The 20,591-nt window shown below is 60.0% G+C and carries 19 protein-coding genes; 10 read left to right on the forward strand and 9 right to left on the reverse strand.

The features are described from left to right. The first annotated feature begins 31 nt into the window (after positions 1 to 31). Positions 32 to 2,605 (forward strand): DUF7527 domain-containing protein, encoded by a 2,574-nt coding sequence (locus ACZ5C7_RS14560; RefSeq protein WP_464377013.1) that lies wholly within the window; start codon positions 32 to 34, stop codon positions 2,603 to 2,605. Positions 2,606 to 2,623: 18 nt separating this feature from the next. Here the strand turns inward: ACZ5C7_RS14560 and ACZ5C7_RS14565 are convergent, their stop codons facing one another. Then, positions 2,624 to 2,929: a hypothetical protein gene (locus tag ACZ5C7_RS14565; RefSeq protein WP_283834038.1), complete on the reverse strand. Its 306-nt coding sequence runs from the start codon at positions 2,927 to 2,929 to the stop codon at positions 2,624 to 2,626. Between the two features lie 333 nt (positions 2,930 to 3,262). Between ACZ5C7_RS14565 and ACZ5C7_RS14570 the strand changes: the two genes are divergently transcribed. Next, positions 3,263 to 4,627 carry an adenylosuccinate synthase gene (locus tag ACZ5C7_RS14570; protein ID WP_464377014.1) on the forward strand — a complete coding sequence of 455 codons (1,365 nt, stop codon included), beginning with the start codon at positions 3,263 to 3,265 and terminating at the stop codon, positions 4,625 to 4,627. A 46-nt stretch (positions 4,628 to 4,673) separates the two neighbouring features. Here ACZ5C7_RS14570 and ACZ5C7_RS14575 read toward each other — a convergent pair whose 3' ends face one another. Continuing rightward, positions 4,674 to 5,099: a VOC family protein gene (locus ACZ5C7_RS14575; RefSeq protein ID WP_464377015.1), complete on the reverse strand. Its 426-nt coding sequence runs from the start codon at positions 5,097 to 5,099 to the stop codon at positions 4,674 to 4,676. 179 nt (positions 5,100 to 5,278) lie between these two features. Between ACZ5C7_RS14575 and ACZ5C7_RS14580 the strand changes: the two genes are divergently transcribed. After that, positions 5,279 to 5,473, forward strand: a complete 195-nt coding sequence (locus ACZ5C7_RS14580) for a methytransferase partner Trm112 (protein WP_464377016.1) — start codon at positions 5,279 to 5,281, stop codon at positions 5,471 to 5,473. A 12-nt stretch (positions 5,474 to 5,485) separates the two neighbouring features. Then, positions 5,486 to 6,058, forward strand: a complete 573-nt coding sequence (locus ACZ5C7_RS14585) for a DUF7524 family protein (RefSeq protein ID WP_464377017.1) — start codon at positions 5,486 to 5,488, stop codon at positions 6,056 to 6,058. On the opposite strand, the gene ACZ5C7_RS14590 is transcribed toward ACZ5C7_RS14585, so the two are convergent. Next, entirely contained in the window at positions 6,052 to 7,173 is a 1,122-nt protein-coding gene (locus ACZ5C7_RS14590) for a DR2241 family protein (protein ID WP_464377018.1), read from the reverse strand. The genes ACZ5C7_RS14585 and ACZ5C7_RS14590 overlap by 7 nt on opposite strands. Positions 7,174 to 7,176: 3 nt before the next feature. After that, positions 7,177 to 8,058 carry a CbiX/SirB N-terminal domain-containing protein gene (locus tag ACZ5C7_RS14595; RefSeq protein WP_464377019.1) on the reverse strand — a complete coding sequence of 294 codons (882 nt, stop codon included), beginning with the start codon at positions 8,056 to 8,058 and terminating at the stop codon, positions 7,177 to 7,179. A gap of 136 nt (positions 8,059 to 8,194) precedes the next feature. Here ACZ5C7_RS14595 and ACZ5C7_RS14600 point away from each other — a divergent pair, with 136 nt between their 5' ends. Together ACZ5C7_RS14600 and ACZ5C7_RS14605 are read left to right on the forward strand one after the other, a co-directional pair. After that, positions 8,195 to 8,947, forward strand: a complete 753-nt coding sequence (locus ACZ5C7_RS14600; protein ID WP_464377020.1) for a DUF2797 domain-containing protein — start codon at positions 8,195 to 8,197, stop codon at positions 8,945 to 8,947. A gap of 75 nt (positions 8,948 to 9,022) precedes the next feature. After that, entirely contained in the window at positions 9,023 to 9,430 is a 408-nt protein-coding gene (locus ACZ5C7_RS14605; RefSeq protein WP_464377021.1) for a hypothetical protein, read from the forward strand. A gap of 82 nt (positions 9,431 to 9,512) precedes the next feature. On the opposite strand, the gene ACZ5C7_RS14610 is transcribed toward ACZ5C7_RS14605, so the two are convergent. The 4 genes from ACZ5C7_RS14610 to ACZ5C7_RS14625 all read right to left on the reverse strand — a co-directional run bounded on the left by ACZ5C7_RS14610 (position 9,513) and on the right by ACZ5C7_RS14625 (position 15,054). Next, positions 9,513 to 10,349, reverse strand: coding sequence for a phosphatase PAP2 family protein (locus tag ACZ5C7_RS14610; protein ID WP_464377022.1), 837 nt, complete (start codon positions 10,347 to 10,349; stop codon positions 9,513 to 9,515). Then, positions 10,349 to 12,154 (reverse strand): ABC transporter substrate-binding protein, encoded by a 1,806-nt coding sequence (locus ACZ5C7_RS14615; RefSeq protein WP_464377023.1) that lies wholly within the window; start codon positions 12,152 to 12,154, stop codon positions 10,349 to 10,351. The genes ACZ5C7_RS14610 and ACZ5C7_RS14615 overlap by 1 nt, the downstream gene beginning before the upstream one ends. Before the next feature lie 99 nt (positions 12,155 to 12,253). Then, positions 12,254 to 12,904, reverse strand: coding sequence for a phosphatase PAP2 family protein (locus ACZ5C7_RS14620; protein WP_464377024.1), 651 nt, complete (start codon positions 12,902 to 12,904; stop codon positions 12,254 to 12,256). 224 nt (positions 12,905 to 13,128) lie between these two features. After that, on the reverse strand, positions 13,129 to 15,054 hold the full coding sequence (locus tag ACZ5C7_RS14625) for an ABC transporter substrate-binding protein (RefSeq protein ID WP_464377025.1): 1,926 nt from the start codon (positions 15,052 to 15,054) through the stop codon (positions 13,129 to 13,131). A 462-nt stretch (positions 15,055 to 15,516) separates the two neighbouring features. On the opposite strand from ACZ5C7_RS14625, the gene ACZ5C7_RS14630 reads away from it, so the two are divergent. The 3 genes from ACZ5C7_RS14630 (at position 15,517) to ACZ5C7_RS14640 (ending at position 17,072) form a co-directional block, all read left to right on the forward strand. Beyond that, a complete protein-coding gene (locus tag ACZ5C7_RS14630) occupies positions 15,517 to 15,828 on the forward strand; it encodes a ribonuclease P protein component 4 (RefSeq protein ID WP_464377026.1) in 312 nt (103 codons plus the stop codon). Between the two features lie 81 nt (positions 15,829 to 15,909). Continuing rightward, positions 15,910 to 16,158 carry a YhbY family RNA-binding protein gene (locus ACZ5C7_RS14635; protein WP_464377027.1) on the forward strand — a complete coding sequence of 83 codons (249 nt, stop codon included), beginning with the start codon at positions 15,910 to 15,912 and terminating at the stop codon, positions 16,156 to 16,158. Then, the gene (locus ACZ5C7_RS14640) at positions 16,155 to 17,072 is read left to right on the forward strand and encodes a mechanosensitive ion channel family protein (protein WP_464377028.1); all 918 of its coding nucleotides are present in this window, start codon (positions 16,155 to 16,157) and stop codon (positions 17,070 to 17,072) included. The genes ACZ5C7_RS14635 and ACZ5C7_RS14640 overlap by 4 nt, the downstream gene beginning before the upstream one ends. Before the next feature lie 199 nt (positions 17,073 to 17,271). Here the strand turns inward: ACZ5C7_RS14640 and ACZ5C7_RS14645 are convergent, their stop codons facing one another. Then, positions 17,272 to 18,423, reverse strand: coding sequence for an acyl-CoA dehydrogenase family protein (locus ACZ5C7_RS14645; RefSeq protein ID WP_464377029.1), 1,152 nt, complete (start codon positions 18,421 to 18,423; stop codon positions 17,272 to 17,274). Between the two features lie 115 nt (positions 18,424 to 18,538). Between ACZ5C7_RS14645 and ACZ5C7_RS14650 the strand changes: the two genes are divergently transcribed. Further along, complete coding sequence (locus ACZ5C7_RS14650; protein WP_464377030.1) at positions 18,539 to 20,512, forward strand: 3-hydroxyacyl-CoA dehydrogenase/enoyl-CoA hydratase family protein; 1,974 nt, start codon at positions 18,539 to 18,541, stop codon at positions 20,510 to 20,512. Positions 20,513 to 20,591: the final 79 nt, after the last annotated feature.

The raw sequence follows: 20,591 nt of genomic DNA on the forward strand, positions 1-20,591 counted from the left end.
CGTATTTGTCCCGGTTACGGCATGTTGGACTATGGACTCGCGCACGCAAGAGCGCGTTGAACGGTGGGATTCTCGTCCCTTTACTGGCGGCTACAACGAACTTTCGACACTCGCCGATAACGGCTTTTCTGGCGTCGTTACCGCAAGCGAGACGTGGCTGTTCATGCTGAACGGCCGAGTCGTTGGCGTTGTCGACGGCGAGATTGAAGCGTTCGAGCAGGCGTCCGGAACGATTTACGCCGCTCCGCACGCTTCGCTTCCGCTTCTTTGTTCGATGCACGCACAGGGAGGAGACACGCGGGCGAATTACTACACGAACGACACGCCGCTCACTGAGGTCGACCAGACCTTACAGGACGGCTCGTTTACCGGCTATATCGAATTGAGCGAACAGGTTCTGAGCGGCGACTACTATGCCGTCTACTACGGTGGTCGGCGGATGGCCGCGGCGTACATCGGAAACGCTGAACGTCTGCTTACGGGAGACGAGGCCTTCGAACGCGCCGCCGACGAGGTCGGCATCTACGAAGTGGTCGACGTCAAAATCGACGTAACAGATGTCCCAGAAAGTAGTGAGACAGCATCGGCATCGACGACGCCCGACTCCGGTTCTCGAGAGGGGGCGGCCCCGCAACCGCCGGCCAACTCCAACGCCGACCCGGCGGAGGAATCGACACCGCCTGCAACTGACGGATCAGCGACGGGCGCGGAAACGACCGAGACGATCGCACGGGCGGATGCGTCCAGTTCCTCGCCGGAATCGACTGCCGACCCGGATCCGGACGAGTGGGCTGACTCGAGCGACGAGGCCGTTTCGGACGACGCAACCCGGCCGGCGTCCGCATCGGAACTTCGCGAGACGTCCGACCTGACGGATCTCTCTGGGGCCAATACCGCCGATTCACAACCCGGTCAGGAATCTGCCACGAATGCGCCCGATCACTCCTCGGCTGTTAGATCTCACGGCGAATCCGAGGTGACCGACGCCGACGCCGGACGAACCGAACCGAACGACGCCGACGAATCACCGGGTCAACAATCGTCGCGGAGTTCCGCGCCCGAACCCCAATCTCCAGAGACCGCATCTGATCCGGACGAACGGAGCCCTTCGTCGGATCCTGACGCGACATCGGCCGAGCCCTCGTCCGAAAGCGAACCCAGTGAGCAAGTCGTAGACGAGACGAAGCAGTCCGACTCGGAAGCCCAATCGGGTCAATCTGAATCGGTAACGTACGACGAGGACGAAGAACACGACGAAGCAGTATCCGAGTCCGAAGAGAACGGCGAACTTGATGCACGGCTCAAACAAGAAGAACGCTGGCGTGAAACCCGAAGCATTCCATCGATCGACCCCGAGAATTCCGAACACGTCGAAGCAATTCGACAGCAATCCGGACAGCAACCGCCCGAGCGTCCACAGGTGGACGATGCAGCGAGTAATGAATCGAACGCATCGGAGTCACGTGACCGACCGACGACGGACGCGTCGACGGCGACGGAAGCGACACAGGATTCGACCGCAGCGGTCGAGCAGGAAACGACGAGTCGGTCCAGCGCACACTCACCCGTTAGCGAACAGGAGTCGGTCGAGCCGGAGGGTGAGTCACTCGAGGCGGCCATCGACGAGTACGAACAGCGAATCGAGACGTTGACCCAGCACGCTCGAGACCTCGAATCGCGACAGGAGGTCCTCGAGACGGAAAACGCGAATCTTGAATCCGAACACGAACGGCTACAGGCGGAAAACCAGGAACTTACTGCGACGGTCGAGCGACTTCAATCGAAAATAGAGGACCTCGAAGCCGAGTGTGAACGGCTCCGTAATGCGGAAACGGTCGGTGCTGGTGAGACGGCTGGGTTCGGCGGGCAGAATTCGGAACGCCAGCTGTCAGCACACGAGGCACTCGCGGGGACGAACCTATTCGTTCGGTACGCGTCGAAAAGCGACTCGACGCTTCAATCGGCTCACGGCGGCGACGGTGATCAGGAGTCGGTGGCTTCGAACCTCCAACTCGAACAACACACGTCCTTCGATGCGTCCGACGTGACCGTCGCGGGTCGGCCCTACGAGGAGTTTCTCACCGACACGATAGAGTACACGTTCGTCGACTGGCTCGTCGAGACGCTGCTGTTCGAAATCCGGGACACGGGCCATGGAAACGGACTCGCCGACCTCTACGATGCGATCCCACAGATCGATCGAGCGGAGCTTCACGCGACGATTTCGCTCGAGGACGACGAGACTGAGGATGTCCCTGAGGAAGTGACGTTCGACGTCGTCGCGTTCGACAAGATGGGGAACCCGCTCATCGTCGCCAATCTCAACGACTCGCGCGACCCGGCGACCGAACGGATGCTCGCCGAACTCGAGGAAGCGGCCTCCGCAGTCACCGCGAATTACCCGGACCTCGGCGCTGCGATGGTCGTCACCTCGAGTTACTTCGAACCCGGCGCGCTCGAGGTAACCGAGCAGGCGACGAGCAGCGGCTTTCTCAGCCGCGGCTCGAAGTTGAGCTACGTCAACCTCTCGCGAAAACAGGGGTACCATCTCGCGCTCGTCGAATCACGATCTGGCGGCTTCCATATGAACGTTCCAGAACTCTAAACGCGAAGTATAACTACGTTATCCTTCGATCTCGGTCGCGTCTTCGATCTTCATTCCGTCAAGCTTTTCGACGATCTCGTCCATTTTGCCGTCGAGTTCGTCGACGAACTCGACCGTCCGTTCGGTCTTGATCGCGCCCTGGCTCGAGGGTTCGATGAGGTTTTCTTCTTCAAGCACGCGCAGCGAGTAGCGCACTTTGTGGTGTGGGTAGCCCGTTTCGTTCGACATCTTGACGATCCCGATCGGTTCGTTTTCGATAACCATCTTCAGGACCTGCAGATGTCGTTCCAGCATATCGACTTCCTTTTCAAGTCGGTCTATCATGGCATTTGTTAACTTGTCTTTCCGCCTTTTAAAAGTTACTCTCCGAAACCGGACGGAACACGTTCAATTCGATGATAGTTCTTGCGAGTAGTTAACGGTTCGTGTTTCGGATCCCCTCACCGATACGTTCGCTCTCGGCTGAAGGGGCGAGCCGGACGGTTGCGAGACAGCCGCGCGAAGCGTTCGTCGGCCGTTGACGCGCCACCGAGTACGTTGACTTGCTAAAGTTGGCGGTAAAACGCGCGGATCTATCCACGAAGCTGTACAACTTCTCTGGATCGGCCCGGCAATACCGTAATCTGTTTATCGGCCGGGCAAGAATCCGCCGCTGTTATGACCGTCACAATCGTCGGGTCCCAACTCGGCGACGAAGGCAAAGGCGGAGTCGTCGATATCTACGGCGACGCCGTCGACGTCGTCGCTCGGTATCAGGGTGGCGACAACGCTGGACACACCGTCGTTCACGACGGCACGAAGTACAAACTTTCACTCGTTCCCTCCGGTGCGGTTCGGGGGAAAACTGGCGTTCTCGGGAACGGCTGCGTCGTCAACCCCGAAACGCTGTTCGACGAAATCGATACGCTCCGCGAACGGGGCCTCGAACCGGACGTTCGGGTCGCCGAGCGAGCCCACGTTATCCTTCCGTACCATCGCGCGCTCGACGGTATCGAAGAAGACGAAAAAGACGACCTCGCGGCCGGGACCACCAAGCGCGGCATCGGTCCGACCTACGAGGACAAAGCCGGCCGACGGGGCGTCCGTATCGGCGATCTCGTAGAGCCCGACGTCCTCCGCGAACGACTCGAGTACGTCGTCCCCCAGAAGAAAGCGCTCGCCGAGGAGGTCTTCGGAAAAGAGACCGGCGAGAAATTCGACATCGATCACCTCTTTGAAACCTACCGCCAGTACGGCGAGCGCCTCGCCGAGGAGGACATGACCGTCGACTGCGGGACCTACCTTCAGCAGAGAATCGACGATGGCGATAACGTCATGCTCGAGGGTGCACAGGGAACCTCGATCGACATCGATCACGGGATCTACCCTTACGTCACCTCTTCGAACCCGACCGCGGGCGGCGCGACGGTCGGAAGCGGTCTCGGCCCGACGGTCGTCGGGCAGGGAGAGGTAATCGGAATCGTCAAAGCGTATCTTTCTCGCGTCGGCACCGGCCCGCTCCCCACGGAGCTAGGCGGCGTCGAGGGACAGACGCCGAACTACGACGAGGCCGCTGGAGCGGACGGAGACGCCGAAGAACTGGCGAAATACATCCGCGACGAAGGTGGGGAGTACGGAACCGTCACCGGTCGCCCGCGCCGCGTCGGTTGGCTCGACATGCCGATGTTGCGCCACGCCGCGCGCGCGAACGGCTTCACCGGGCTCGCGATAAACCACATCGACGTACTCGCCGGACTCGAGGCAGTCAAAGTCGGCCACAGTTACATTCTCGACGGCGAGGAAACGCTCACGATGCCTCCGACGACCGAGGCGTGGGGCCGCTGTGAGGCGACGCTCGAGACGTTCGACGGCTGGTCGAACGTCGACTGGGAGGCGGTCGCGGCCGAAGGCTACGACGCGATTCCGGAAAACGCCCGGACCTACCTCGAGTACGTTTCGGACGAACTCGAAACGCCGATTTACGTGGTCGGCGTCGGACCGGGACGAGAAGAGACCGTTATCGTCGAAGATCCCTACGAGTAGGCCATTCCGTTCGAGCGGGGCCCTTCGACGGCAGCTTTTTCGACACTCAGGCCTCGAGAATTTCGACCAGATTCCCCTCCGGATCGAGCAGAAACAGTATCTTTGTCCCGCTCGCGGTCGTTTTTGGTTCGCTCAGCGTCTCGACAATCGTGGGAAGTCCCTCCGCGAACGCGTCGAGGTCGTCCACCGCGAAACCGACGTGCGTCGCACCCGGCTGGTTGATCGACTCCGCTCTGCTCGCGCGCGCTTCTGGTTCGTATTCGATGAGTTCGATGCGAACGTCACCGTCATCGGACTCGAGGTGTGCGAACGAACCCGCTGCGCCCGACACGTCCACGGCGTCTTCGAATGCGTCCCCGGAAACGTCGAACGTGTCGACGACCGAGAGACCGAGCACGTCGCTGTAGAACGAACGAACCGTCTCGAGATCACGAACGGTGATCCCGATGTGATGGGTCGTTTTAACTGGCATAGATAGGCACAGTAACTCCCTTCACAGAAAGAGTTTGTCGAACCGTCGACGGTTGCCCCGCGGGTAAAACGGAACACGGCGACGGCTATCTCGAGTGAGGTGGCGGTGATGATCGTCGTCTCGAAGGTGTATCGATCGGTTTCCCGAAACCTTTTGCTCTCGGCCGATAGCCTTCAACTATGAAGGAGTCGCTGCTTGAGATCCTCTGCTGTCCGCTCGATAAACACGACCTGGAACTCGAGGACGCCGAATACGACGGCGACGAGATCGTTTCGGGAGACCTCGTCTGTTCCGAGTGTGGACAACGCTATCCGATCGAAGACGGAATCCCGAACCTCCTGCCGCCGGATATGCGCGAAGAGACGCCAGCCTAGGTGATTGAAACCGTGTCCGGGCCTGCACTCATCCTCGAGATCAACCGCGAGTCGGGAGAGTCACTCGAGGCGAATTCGACGACGATCGAAACGGAGGGATCGTTCGGTATCCTCCTTCGCGGCCACAACGTCCCCGCACACGCTCACTGTCGGCTCGAGGGCGAACTCTCCCGTATCGGCTCTCTCGAGCAACCAAACTATTACGTCGAGCCGGGCGAGGAAAAAGCAGTCCCGGTTTCGGTTCCGGAGATAGACGACCCGATTACGGGAACGCTCGAGGTTTCGATCGGGTACGGTGCAGAAACCGTCGCGATCGATATCGAAGTCGTTCCCGGCCCGCCGGAAGTCGACGTCGACGAGTCACTCGGCGAGCCACAGCGACCGGATCCCGAGCCGTCCGCCCTCGAGGAGTTCTCGAGCGTCGGCGGGGTCGAGCCGGCGACGCTCGGGGTCGTCGCACTCGCGATTATCGCCCTTTCCGTAGCGGCCCTCACCGCGGGGTCTATCGGCGGCCCGATCGCAATCGTCGGTTTTCTCACAATTGTGGTCGGGATCGTCGTCGCCGCGGGACTTTTGTTCTACTGATCGGTTTCGCTCGATTCGACGGCGTCCAACGCGCCGTTCTCGAACCGCTTCGCCCGAAGGTATCGCGCCCGGTAGCGGTTGGCTCCCTCGTTGACATCCGCTTCACGAATGTCCTCGACTCTCCCGTCGGCGACCGCGTCGATTAGTTCCTCGAGCTGGTTGAGCTCGCTGGTGGTTAACTCGAGTTCGTAGGTTTTCTCCGATTCGGACTCGAGGATCGCCCACTTGCGGGCGGCGGCGATCACGACCGAGCAGGGTTCTCGACAGGGGAAGGTTCCGTCCCCGCCGTCTACATCGAGTTCATCTCCCTCCTCGTAGTGCCACTCGCGCCGTCGGAGACACTTCGAGTCGACACAGCAGGCCTCGGTCATCCACTCGACGGCTTCTCGCGGGAGCTCGTCGATAACGTCGTAGATCCCGGTTTGGCGTTCGGCGGTTTCAGTCCAGTGGTCGACGTCGAGCGATCCCTCGCGCTCTCTGTGCCAGTTGGCGACCGTCGCCGGATAGAAGAAATCGACCGCGTCGACGAGATCCGACCCGGAGAGACCGGTGAAGGCCCAGCCGGTGCGAAGCGTGGGTGCCGTCTTCAGCGGCCGATACCGACCGTCCTCGTCGTATGTAGAGAGCTCTCGAGCCTCGCGAGGGTCGTCGTAGACCTCGAGTTCCGATAGCGGCGTGTCGGCGTCGTCGACGTGCCAGAGGTCGTAGACGCGCTCGCCGTTGGGTTCGTCCACGTCGAGGAACCGTGCCGTGAGACGAAGTTGGCCCCACGTTCGATCGATCCCGTCTCGAAGTGCTTCGTATCGGCCCGGCACCGGACGGCGATCTGCGTTTTCATCCGCTTGAGGTGGTGCGCGTTCACACCACCGGAGGAACGCCCATCTTGCCGTTCCGTCGCCGCCGACGGTTTCTTCCCAGTACCGCCAGTTCGTGACGTACTCGTCGACCGCTTCGAGCGCGGTTCGGAATTCGGCCTCCGTAAGCTCGGTCCGGGATTCGACCGGCGTCTTGAGGACGTAGCCGTCGGCCGTGCGGTCGAGTCGAAGTCCGTCGAACTCAAGGCCGTCTTCGCTCGCCGTTCGAAGGTGCTCGAACTCGTGGTCTCGAAGTTCCACGGATCAGTCACCCGCGACGTCGGCGTTTGTCCGCCGTGGTTCCGTTCGGTCGCGATCGATTTGTTGTTCGATATCGGCTCCGGCGTCGGCCGCTCGCTCGAGAACCACGTCGGCCAGCAAGTCCTCGGTACCGACGGCGCCGGTGTACCAGATTCGGTGGCCGTCGACTTCGCCGGGGACGTCCCAGCCGGTTCGGAAGTCGTCGGTGAGACCCATATCTTCCGGAATATCCTCTTGGGTGTGAAACCCGTCGGCGATGAACAGCGGGACAACGACGATATCCTCGCTGTCGAAGTAGTCGGTGACGTCGTCAACCTCCGGCTCCTCGTCCATGAACAACGCCCGAACCTCGTCGAAGCGGTCCATCTCGCGGATCCGGTCGGAGTGGTATTCGATGGCCTTCGCGGAATTCTCGTTTCGGTCGGTCCCGTGACCGACCACGGCTAATCCGAACCCGTCTCCGACGTTCGGATCGCCCGTCACGCTCTGGGCCCGGCCGACGATTACGTCGGTCATCGCGTCGTGCGTGCCGACCGGCCCGCAGTAATGGACGGTCGTCTCGGCGTCGGTCGCCTCGAGCGTCGCTTGCGAGGCGTCAATCCCGTCCGACTCCCACAGATCGGGATCCCATCCCTCGAGACGGAGCTCTCGCGGAATTACTTGCTCCGTGAAGTACCCCTCGCTGATAAACAGCGGGACGACGAATATCTCGTCGGCGTCGATCGTCCGGACGACTTCCCGAAAGTGCGGTTCTTCCTTCCAGAACGTTTCGCGAACGACGTCGAACGCGCCCGTCTCGCGGATCGCATCCGCATGGGCGTACGTCGGATTCGACGCGTCCGGGTTGAGGTGTGACCCGTGTGCCGCGATGACCAGCGCTTGCATGTCCGTCGGTTAGGAGTCGAACGGTTTATCCACTTCGCTGTCGGCGACGGTCGCCGCGGCCCGTGACGGCGTGCAAGCCGAACCCGTTCGACTTGAGAGCGCTACGCCTATACGAGATCGGTTCGAACGGAAACGCGTGCAACTGGTCGGCTACGATCGAACCGGAAACGGCTCCTCGTTGATTTTGAGCGACGGCACCGACGTGAGTCGCCGGTCGCTCGAGCCCGGAACCAGCCTGTCGTACACGCTCGGCGATCGCCACTGTGCCGGAGTGCTCGACGGCGACGAGCACATTCCGTGCGACCGACCAAAAGCCCCCCACTGCGAGTTCCATACGAGCACGTGGGTCTGCGCTCGTTGTACCGGAACCTGCCTGAAAGACGAGATGGACTGCTACGACGAACACGCCGTCTATATCGCCGCATTTGCGCCGAACACGTTCAAAGTGGGCGTCACGAAACGCCGGCGACTCGAGACGCGACTGCGCGAACAGGGTGCCGATCTCGCAGCGCACATTCACACGGTCTCGAACGGGCAAATCGCCCGCGAGATCGAAGCCGAAATCGCCGAGGAGCTGGTCGATCGGTTTCGAACGCCGACGAAAGTCGCGTCGCTCGCGTCGACCGTCGACGCGGACGCCTGGAACGACCTTCTGAAAGAGTTCGACGTGATCGACCGATACGCGTTCGACCACGGTATCGACCTCGAGAGTCGACCAGTTCGGGAGACGATCGCAACCGGCACCGTCGTCGGACTGAAAGGACGACTGCTCGTCCTCGAGCGAGGGGGGACGACCTACGCCGTCGACCTTCGGGATCTGGTCGGATACGAACTCGAAATCGGCGGCTCCGAACGGCGGCTCCAATCGTCGCTCGGTTCGTTCGGCTAGGTTGAAACTCGACTCCGGACCACCGACGGGCGATAGGTCACAATACTTTTCCGAGCACGGGCTGAATCCAGAGCCATGACAGACGAAACCGAACCCGACGCCGAGGACAACGGTCCAGAGGCAGACGACGAATCGAAGTCGTTCCGCGAACGTGTCGAAGAAATTCGAGAGAAACGAGCCGAAGAAGGTGAAGGCGAGGGAGAGCCACCAGAGAGTCCATTCGGTGGCGGCGGCGGTGGCCCGGGCGGCCCAGGCGGGATGGGCGGTGGCGGCGGCAACCCATTCGCACAGATGATGGGCGGCATGATGGGCGGCGGCGGTCCCGGCGGCCCCGGCGGCCCACCAGGTGCCGGTCCAGGTGGACGCGGCGGCGAAGAGGTCGGCAACGAAGAGCTCGTCCAGGAAGTCCGACAGCTCCGCGACGAAATGCGCGACCAGACGCGAGCGCTCAAGCGCATCGCCGACGCGATCGAAGACGAGTAACGACCAGAGTTCGGTTCCGTTTTTTCGCGGTCGCAACTCTCGTAGAGCGTGCTCTACGCGCGTTACAATCCGTATCGTCTCCCTACCGGTTACGGAACTTCGAAAGGCGACCGCTTAGGGCATCCGCGAGTGACCATCGGCCGACGAGGTGTTTCGAGAGCACGACGCTTACGTATGCGAGGCCGATCCCCGCGATAACGTCGATCACCCAGTGAATTCCCAGGTACATCGTCGAGATCGCGACGCTGATTCCGAGGACCAGCGCGAGCGCGAACCACTTCGGATAGTCGTCGCGGGTTCGGTAGGCCATGAACGTGACCGTCGTAGCGAGCGAGGTGTGAAGCGACGGGAAAACGTTCGTGTTCCGGTTGACCTCTCGAGTGAGGTGTTGGTATCGCGGATACGTGTCGTAGAGCAACGCGTCGACGAGCTCAGGCATCACGTTTCGCGGCCCGTACGCGATGATGAAGGTGTAGAGTACGAGCCCGAGCGTGTAGTTCAACGTGTACGCCGAGAGGAGTTCGCGGAGCGATCTGGTATCTGAGAGCGCGAAGTATGCGATAACCGGGAACACCAGCAAAAAGACGTACCCGTAGATGTAGATGAACGAGAAGTAGGCGGTGATCTCCGGGGTTGCCTGATTTTGCATCCAGAGGATGAACTGCCCCTCGAGTTCGTAAATCGGCGAGGTAAGATTCCAGTCGATTATCCACGATATTTCTGGAACGACCTGTCTGGCGATGCTGTTGAACCCCAGAACGATTCCCAGGACGACCGTGACCGGTGCCATTGCTCTGACTCGAGCGCGCCATTCGGTTCGAGTTTCGCTGAGACGGCGCCGGCCGACGAAGACCACAATAGAGAGGAAACTAAGCAGTGTCACGACCACGGCCAGTTGTACGAGGACTTGCCTCAACATCAGCGTCTCACCAGGAGATCACCGTCTTCGTTGTGCCGGAATCCGCTTTCGGCGAACGCCGCTCTGGCTACTTCGACATCGACCTCGCCGTCCGAGCCGAGGAATGGCGTCTCGACCGCGTCCCCGTCCCACTCGAGGTGTTCTGGCACCCACTCGTCGATCACTGGCGTTTCGGTTGGCCGCGCATATCCTTCGAAGATCTCCGCTGCAACCTGTTCCCTGTCGACCAACCGAGCACAGAGCTGACGGAAGTGGGGATTACTAAACGGCGCGTTTCGAGCGTTGAACCCGAGGTGGTAGAACGTCCACGAGTCGTCACTTCGTAGCTCGACGCCGTCACCTTCGGTCACTTCATCGACCGCGTACGTCTCGAGCGTCGAGAGCGTCATGTCCGCGTCGTCGTTTTCGACGAGTTCGATCGCCGAGGTACTACGCGGATCGATACCTGCGTACAACTCCTCGACGCTGGCTTCCGGAAGGTCGGCGGAGTCCCGGCGCGTGAAGTGATCGTCGAACCGCTCGAGGGTGAGGTGCTCGCGTTCGGCTCGATCGGCGAACGCGAACGGGCCGCTACCGATGGCTGGAACGTTATCCGTGACGAGCGCATCGGTCGTCCCGTCCGCGACCTGTACCCCCGGAAGATCCGCAGTTCCCGTGCGGTCATCCCAGACGTGTTTCGGGAGAATCGGAACGGTTAGGGCCCGTTCGGCGACGGCCTCCCCCGTTTCGGCGGTGAGAGTCAGCTGGTGACGGGATTCGACGGTAATCTCGTCGATAGCGGAGACGAGACCGCGATAGATCGGTGCGGGAGATGGCACGTTGCTTTCGCCCATCGAGGTGTCCGCGAGAAAGTCGTACGTGAACTCAACGTCCTCGGCGGTGAGGGGCTCCCCGTCGTGGAAGAGACAGTCCTCGCGGATCGTCACCTCGAGCGTCTCATCGTTCCACTCCCAAGACTCCGCGAGCCACGGCAGCAGTTCGGTTGTCGTCGCGTCGCTCTCGTCGGTCTCGTCCTGAGTCGTTTCGGCTCCGTTCTGGATCCAGTTTTCGGTCGCCAGCGAATCGTACAACAGATCCACGAACGTCCCTCCGTTGCGATACTCTGCCGCCAGCGGGTTGAGATTCTGGGAGGGGCGGGCATCGATGACGACGGTCCGTAACCGATCTGCGCCAGCCGTTGGCTCGAGACCGAGCGGACCGAGCCGAGTTGCGGGATGGTACTCGTCCCAGCCCTTGAATCGATCCGTCCTGACCAGTCGGTGCTCTTCGGGCACACAAACTGGGACGAACGGAACCTCGACCGCCAGCGTCTCGAGAACGCTGGTTACGGCGTTCCGCCGGTCGTCGCCGTCCGCCTGGCGCTGGCCCTCTAGCAACTCGTCGAACGCGAGATTCGTGTACCCGAACGGGTTCTGCCAGCCGGATTCCTCCGCGTACAACGAGTAAAGGGCTTCGTAGAGAAAATCGGGGTCCATCGAGCCGGGATGGCGTCCGACGTAGCAGTCGAAGTCGTGATTGATCAGAATCGCTCGCAGGAATTCTTCCTGCGAGCGCATCTCGAAGGAGACGTCGACGCCGACCGCTTCCAGGTTTGCACGGAGATGTCGAGCCAGTTGGATCCCTTCTCGATCACCGTCCGCGGGAAGCGTCGTTATCGTCAACGAGAGTTGCTCGAGCCTGTCCCTGTTGACGATACTGCGGAGCTGTCGAACACAACCTGCTGTCGAGAGGGACGCGCCGACCGCACCCGTCGCGAGGAGCGAGCGACGACTTACCTGGCCGTGTCCGGCCGGAATGTCGTTCATTAGTTCCTTCGAGAATCTTGGCCGCTCACGGTATAACAGTATTGCGCCACGGGCTCGCGAGGAACTGGCGCGGCGAGCCACCGGTCAGACCGCCCCCGCTCACTCGCGAATCGAACGCCAGGTCGAGGCTATCCAGCCTCGGATCTCTGCGAGCGTTGGCAGGCGCTCGGAGCTGCGTTTCCACACCCCCCAACGGTTGACTACGAGAACTGAGACGGCGACTGAAACGACTGCCAGAATCATACCTGCGACGACGTCGATCGCCCAATGAATCCCCAGATACATCGTCGAGATGGCGACGCTGATTCCGAGGAAGACACCAACCGGAGTCCACTTCGGATACTCGTCTCGAGTCATCACTGCGAACATCCCCACTGTCATTGCCAGAGAGGTGTGCAAGGAGGGGAAGACGTTCCTGTACTCGTTTACTTCGCGAGTCAGGTGTTGGTATCGCGGCTGAAAATCGTAGAGCGTGGTTTCGAACATTTCCGGCATCATGTTTCTCGGACCGAACGCCATCACGAGAACGTATACGATCATACCGATCCCGTAATTAAGCGCATAGGCCGTGAGAAGCTGTCGAAACGGGCGAGTATCCGAGAGTGCGAAATACGCGAGCACGGGGAAGATTAGCAAGAAGACGTACGCGTAGATGTAAATAAACGAAAAAAACCGAATTAATATCGTGTAATCGTAGGACTGGAACCAGATGATGAGTTCACTTTCGATTTCGTAAAACGTCCAGGTCATCCACCATCCGTATTCGGTGGACAGATCCCCTATTTCGCGCCGGTACTGTTGGTTTATCAATAGAACGGTCAGTAGAATCGCGATAATCGGAGCGGAGGTGCGAATCCGTACTCGCCACTCGGTCCTGGTCTCACGAATACGACTCCATCCGATGAACAACGGAATCGAAATTGCGAGCATAACCCCGACGACGATAGCGACCTCAGTCAGAACCTCTTGTAACATCAGTAGTTTACGATTTGACCGTCTTCGTTGTACTGTAATCCGGCGCTCTCGAACGCCCGCTGTGCCTCCTCGATATCGACCTGACCGAGGCGGTTGTCGTCTAATTCACAGAACGGGGCGAACGGCTGGTGTTCGTCCCACTCCTTGTCCGCGAGTTCGATGTTACGCTCGTCCATCCACGAAATCGCCTCGTCTCTGAGTTCGTCCTCGGCCGGGAGCCACTCCTCGTTTGCGACCGGCGTCCAGATCGGGTCCGCGTACCCGGAGAAAATCTCTTCTGCAACGTACTGCCTGTCGATCACTCGTCCGACGGCGTTCCGAAAGCTCGGGCTCTGGCAGAGTCCGCTATCGGTATTGAATCCGACGTGATAGAACGACCACGGATCCGTCTCGACGAGTCTATCCGCTTCATCACTTTCGCCCGCGTAGACCTCTTCGACGACGTGCGGTTCGATCCGCGAGGTCGTGACGTCGGCGACGCCGCCGTCGACCTGCTGGAGCGCTGACGCACTGCTCGTATCGTTGAGGAACTCGAGCGCTTCGACGGTTACTTCGGGTAAACCGATGTCGTCACCTCGAGTGAAGTGGTCGTCGAACCGCGAGAAGGTCAGACTATCCTGTTCGGTCTTTTCCTCGAATTGGAACGGACCACTGCCGACAATGAGATCCTCTTCGTCTGAACCGAGCAGACTCCATCGTCCCTGTTGGACCGGAATCTCGTCTTCGTCTAACTCCGCAAGCGCGCCTTCTTCGGTTCCCCAAACGTGTTTCGGAAGAATGGGGATGAGAAGTGCCTGCTCCGCTACCGCTCGGTTCGTACTGAACGATAGTGTCACTTCGAGGTTCTCCTCGTCTCCTAATTCGTCCTCATCGTCGGTGTCTTCAACGACGGTAGCCGATTCGACAGTTGAGGCGTGGCGACGATAGTTCGTCGCCGGGAGCGGTGAATCGCCTAGTCCCCCCGTGGTGTCTGTGAGAAAGTCGTAGGTGAACGCGACGTCTTCGGCGGTGAGGGGTTCACCGTCGTGGAACGTACAGTCCTCACGGATTCGGACTGTCAGTTCGGATTCGCCCCATTCTATCGATTCTGCGAGCCATGGGATGAGATCGCTCCCTTCAAAGCTCTCGGTAATGTGCTCGTCCTCACCGTAGACGAGTGCGTCATCGAATGCTAGAGAATCATACAGGAGATCGATGTAGGTTCCGTGATTTCGATGTTCCGTCGAAAACGGATTGATGTTCCGTGTCGGACGCGAATCCATGATCAGCGATGTCAGTTCCGCCGGTGTTTCGTCGTTACCGAAATAGCCTAACCGCGTGTGCGGATGGTACCGTTCCCAGAGATCTGCCATCTCGGGTTGCACAGCTCGTTGTCCCTCTGGCAGACAGATCGGAACGAACGGCATCTCCCGTGCGATCTGGATGAGCAGGTCGGTGACTACCTCGCCCCTGCCGTCCTCGGTCTCGCGTTGTTCTCTCAACATTCCGTCGATGGTCGTAATGTCCTCGAATCGAAACGGATTCTGTCTCCCGGTTTCACTCTTGTACGATGAGTGAAGCAGTTCGTACAGAAAATCGGGATCCGGCTCTGTCGGGAGGGAACCGACGTACATGTCGAAATCGTGTTCGAGCATGACCGATCGCTGAAATTCGGTGTTAGTGCGGAGGTTGAGTGAAACGTTGAAGCCGAGCGCCTCGAGGTTTCCCTCGAGCTCTCGTGCGATTTGGACGGCTTGTCGATCATTATCGGCGGGGACGGTGATGATCCGAAGGGAGGTATCGTCGTCGGTACTGCTGTCGCTGCTAACCATGCTCTGTACCTGATTTACGCAGCCAGCCGTACCTGCTACGAGCCCGGCCGTGCCAGCAGCTAGCACCGATCGACGACTGATCCGTTCGGGGGGGACATCCGAACTTCCTGTCATTGTGTTCTATTACTCCTGTTCGAGTTCGATATATAACAATATTGCGTACTATGTTTTGCTATAACTATAGCGGGAATCCAGTTGACCGAGCCTACTCGGTCGCGTGAAACCGAGTTGATGGATGATTCGATTGGTAAGGAAGAACTACACCGGTGAGAACGGGAAGTACCGAGAGAAGAGTTCGAGCGTACCGACGGTATACGCTCAGCGGACCGACGAGTACGACGAACCGACGGAGCCGAACCCGGGAGGATGGAGGGCAGTTTGGCTGTTACAACCGGGTACACATTTCAACGAGACGATGTCAGCGGTATAAAACGCATCGAAGTTAGCGATACGGCACCTTCCTGTGTTCTCTCCGTAGTAGCGCCTGTTTCTGAATATCTCGAGCGGGCATCTGCGGTGAGACAAGGTGAACCGAGAGCGCAACATCAATAGGCTAACCGACGAAAGTGACCAGTGATGGACGTCGCCGCCGAGCGCATCGAACGACTGCACGAACTCGCTCGAGCAGCGGCTTCGGCATCCGACGATGATCGTGCTCGTGAATACGTGAGGCTCGCCCGTCGGGTAGCCGAGCGCAATCGGTTGCAACTACCCCGAACGTTTCGCCGATTCACGTGCGATCGTTGCGATCGGTATCTTCGACCAGGAACGAACGCACGCGTCCGTTTGCAGGACGGACACGTCGTGATAACTTGTGAATGCGGCTCCCACGCGCGGTATCCCTACGATACCGATAGCCGAGGGGACGGAATCGACGCCGAAGAGTAACGTTCTCCTCGCGCGCGAGGAGACGCTGACGCACAACTCCGTTCACGAAGATTGAAACCGGTTGGCCCGTTAGGCGGTGCTATGGATCAAGAGGAACGAAAGCGCAAAGCGCACGATCTCGACGTCACGGTGTGGGTCGGCAAAAGCGGAATCGACGCCGTCACCGACGAACTCAACGACCAACTTGCGGATCGGGATCTAGTCAAAATCAAATTTCTCCGCGCCGCTCGAGCGGGGAGTTCGACCGAAGAGAAGGCGGCAGCTCTCGCAGACCGTGTGAACGCAACCGTCTTCGATACGCGGGGTCACACGGCAGTGATGTACCGATGACGGCGGGAGGAGTCTCGGCCGTGTTGGCTCCAGCACTCGGTCCGGTCGGAGCGAGACTCGAAACTATCGACGGTGTGTCCACGGAAGTTGCGGAGAGTGCCGCGGGGCTGATCCGATTCGTCGCGGCGTTTCTGGCGATCTACTTCATCGGTCGGTTCGTCGTCTTGCCGCTGGTCACTCGTGCGATGGATCGTCGAAACCTCGACGCCCACGCGCAGAAACCGCTGTTGTTGATTACGCAGTTCGGCGTCGTGTTCGTCGCCATCGCGGTCGCGTTCGGCTTCGCGGACTACGGGAACTTCCTCGTCTCCATGGCCGGTATCGCCGCGGCGGGTGCGCTCGCGCTCGGGCTCGCAACGCAGAACGTCATCTCGAACTTCGTCGCAGGAATCTTCATCTACACCGACAAACCGTTCAAGATCGGCGACTGGATCGAGTGGGGCGACCACGCCGGCACCGTCGAGGACATTAGTCTCCGCGTCACCCGCGTTCGGACGTTCGACAACGAACTGCTAACGGTGCCGAACTCCGAACTTACGAACGGCGTTCTCAAAAACCCCGTCGACGGGAACAAACTTCGGCTGAAGTTCGTCTTCGGAATCGGCTACGACGACGATATCGAACAAGCGACCGAGATCATCGTCGAGGAGGCCACCGATCACCCGGACATTTTAGCCGATCCGGGTCCGTCCGTTCGTCTCACCGAACTCGGAGACTCGGATGTCGGTCTCCAATCGCGGTTCTGGATCGGAGACCCCGGTCGAGCGGATTTCGTCCGCATTCGCGGTGAGTACGTGACCAGCGTCAAGCAACGCTTCGACCAGGAAGGCATCGATATTCCGTACCCGGTCCGAACGCTCGAGGGCGGCCTCGAACTGGGTAGCGGACAACAGGTTGCAGAACCGGCGGAGTAGTCGGCTCGCCTTTTTGCGACGGGATTCGCGGTACTGGATATCGAAACGAGAGCAGAGCGCTTAGGCTGATAGTGGCCGCTCGGATTGATAGCGACTGCTCGGATTGATGGAGGCCGTTGGGATCGATAACGATCGCTCGAGTGTTTTAGACGCCGCTATGGCGGGGTCGAAAACGACAAAGAAAGCGAAAACGCGCGAGTTAGAAGCCTTTGCCGAGCAGTTCGCGGGCGATAACGTTTTTCTGGATCTCCGAAGTTCCCTCGTAGATCTGGGTGATCTTCGCGTCTCGGTAGAACCGTTCGACCGGGAAGTCGTTGACGTAGCCCGCACCGCCGTGGATCTGGACGGCTTCATCCGCAACGTCGACAGCGACCCGGGAGGCGTACTCCTTGGCCATCGAAGCGAGTTTGGTGATGTCCTCGCCCTGGTCGACGTTCCAGGCCGCCTTGTAGGTCAGGTTGCGCGCCGCTTCGGTGTTCGTCGCCATCTCGGCGAGTTTGTGCTGGATGGCCTGGAACTCCGAAATCGACTGGCCGAACTGTTCGCGGTCCTGTGCGTACTCGAGGGCCGCTCGCGTCGCGCCCTTCGCGATGCCGACACCCTGTGCGGCGACCGCGGTCCGGGTTTCGTCGAAGAACTGCATCTGTTGCATGAACGCGGCGTCTTTGGTTCCGACGAGGTTCTCCTCGGGAACGCGGACGTCGTCGAAGATGAGTTCGGCGGTGTCCGAGGCACGGATGCCGAGCTTGCCGGTGATCTTGTCGGCTTCGAACCCGTCGCGATCGGATTCGACGATGATCTGACTGAAGCCGTTGTACCGGCCTTCGGCGTCCGGGTTCGTCTTACAGAGGACGACGAAGAAGTCGCCGACGGTCCCGTTGGTGATCCACATCTTGTTCCCGTTGATGACCCACTCGTCGCCGTCTTTCTCGGCCTGCGTCGAAACCGAGGAAACGTCGGAGCCGGTGTCGGGCTCGGAAATTGCGGCACCCGAAATCTTGTCACCGTACGCGACGGGCTCTAAGAAGCGCTCTTTCTGGTCTTCGGTGCCGAAGTTCATGATCGCTTCACAGCCGAACGACGTCGAAACGATCGACAGCGCAATTCCCGGGTCGTAGGAGAACAGTTCCTCCGTGATGATCGCGGTATCGAGGATCGAGTAACCCGCCCCGCCGTACTCCATCGGGATGTACGAACCGGTCAAGCCCATCTCGGCGGCCTTGTCGATGACGTCGTGAGGGTACTTCTCTTCCTCGTCATACTCCTCGGCGACTGGAACGATTTCGTTCTCTGCGAACCGCGTTACCTCTTCGCGGATTTGCTGTTGTTCGTCGGATAACCCAAATTCCATATCGGGCCTTTCCTGCCTGAACGATAAAGAACTTTGTAACCGTCTGTAAACTCAAATGGTGTTTCTTTTCTCGGTGAGGGAAACGTTGAAACCGGTACGGATTGCATACTTCACCATGGATCTGGAAGATATCAACACCGTCGCAGTTCTTGGCGCTGGTAATATGGGCCACGGCATCGCGGAGGTCGCCGCGATGGCTGGCTACGACGTGAACATGCGCGACATCAACGAGGAATTCGTCCAGGACGGCTACGAGCAGATCGAGTGGTCGCTGAACAAACTCGCCGAAAACGATCAGCTCTCCCAGGACGAAGCCGACGGAGCGCTCGAGCGCGTGACGCCGCTAGTCGATATGAACGAGGCGGTCGGCGACGCCGATATCGTCATCGAAGCGGTTCCCGAGAAGATGGAGATCAAAAAGGACGTCTACGGCGACGTAGAGGAAGTAGCGTCCGAGGACGCGATCTTCGCGACGAACACCTCGAGCCTCTCGATCACCGACCTCTCGGAAGTAACCGAGCGACCGGAGCGGTTCTGCGGAATGCACTTTTTCAACCCGCCGGTCCGGATGCCGCTGGTGGAGGTAATCTCCGGCGAACACACCGACGAATCAGTTCTCGACGTCACCGAAGCGCTCGCGGAGGACTTCGGAAAGACGCCCGTACGCGTACACAAAGACGAGCCCGGGTTTATCGTCAACCGCATTCTCGTCCCCCTGATGAACGAGGCGTCGTGGCTCGTCAGCAACGACGAGGCGACCATCGCCGAGGTCGATTCCACCACAAAATTCGACATGGGACTGCCGATGGGGAGCTTCGAACTCGGCGACCAGGTCGGAAACGACGTGAGCTACCACGTCCTCGAGTACATGCACGAGGTACTGGGCGACGCCTACGAACCGGCTCCGTTACTCGAGGAGAAGGTCGAAAACGAAGAGCTCGGCAAGAAGACGGGTAAAGGATTCTACGACTACGAGGACGGAGACGGCGTCGACATCCCGACCGACCAGCACTCCGAACTGGTCAAGCGACGACTGATCGCCTCGATGGCCAACGAAATCGCGAAACTGATCGGGAACGACGTCGCCCCGCCCGAGTCGATCGACGAAGCAGTCATGCTCGGTGCCGGGTTCCCCGATGGCCCCGTCACGGTCGTCGACGAGTTCGGTCTCGACAAAGCCCTCGAGACGCTCGAGGATGCCGCCGAGATAACGGGTCACGAGCGATACGAACCCGCGGCCTACCTCGAAGAGCGCGCGGAAGTCGGCACGTTCTACGATCCCGACGGCGGTGACGACGGCGTCGACTTCGAAGCGATTCGGGTCGAGTATCCCGGAGAAATGGTCGGCCATATCGTCCTCGATCGACCACACCGGATGAACACCATCAGCGAACAGATCCTCGACGAACTCGTCGAAGCCGTCGACCTGTTCGAGGACGACGACGACGTTCGCGCGATTCTCATCACCGGCGAGGGCGAGAAAGCCTTCTCCGCGGGCGCGGACGTCCAGAGCATGGCCGCTGGCGGTGCGGATCCCCTCCACGGCACCGAACTGTCGAAGAAGGGCCAGTCGACGTTCGGAACGCTCGAGTCGAGTGATCTCCCAGTCATCGCCGGCATCGACGGTTACTGTCTCGGCGGCGGGATGGAGCTGTCGATGTGTGCCGATTTGCGCGTCGCCAGTGAACGTGCCGAATTCGGCCAGCCCGAACTCGACCTCGGCTTGATTCCCGGCTGGGGCGGCACCCAGCGGCTGCCGAACATCGTCGGCGAGGGTCGCGCGAAGGAAATCATCCTCACCGCGGACCGATTCGATGCCGAGACGATGGAATCGTACGGCTTCGTCAACGAAGTCCACGACAACGACGACCTCAAGGATCGCGCGTTCGAACTCGCGGCGAGTCTCGCCGGTGGTCCGCCGATCGCATCGAAGTACACCAAACGCGCGATGCTCGCCGGCCGTAACGATACGAACGCCGGACTCGAGTACGAAGCGGCCGCGTTCGGTCAGCTCATGGGAACCGACGACCTCATGGAGGGGATCACGGCCTTCATGGGCGACGGAGATCCAGAATTTGAGGGACAGTAAGACGGAGAGAGGATCTTGTTTGCGTTGACTCGGTGGTCGGTTTTCGGGTGCCGGCGAAACCGACCGCGATCAACGAGTG

The sequence above is a fragment of the Halostagnicola alkaliphila genome (genome assembly GCF_055379965.1).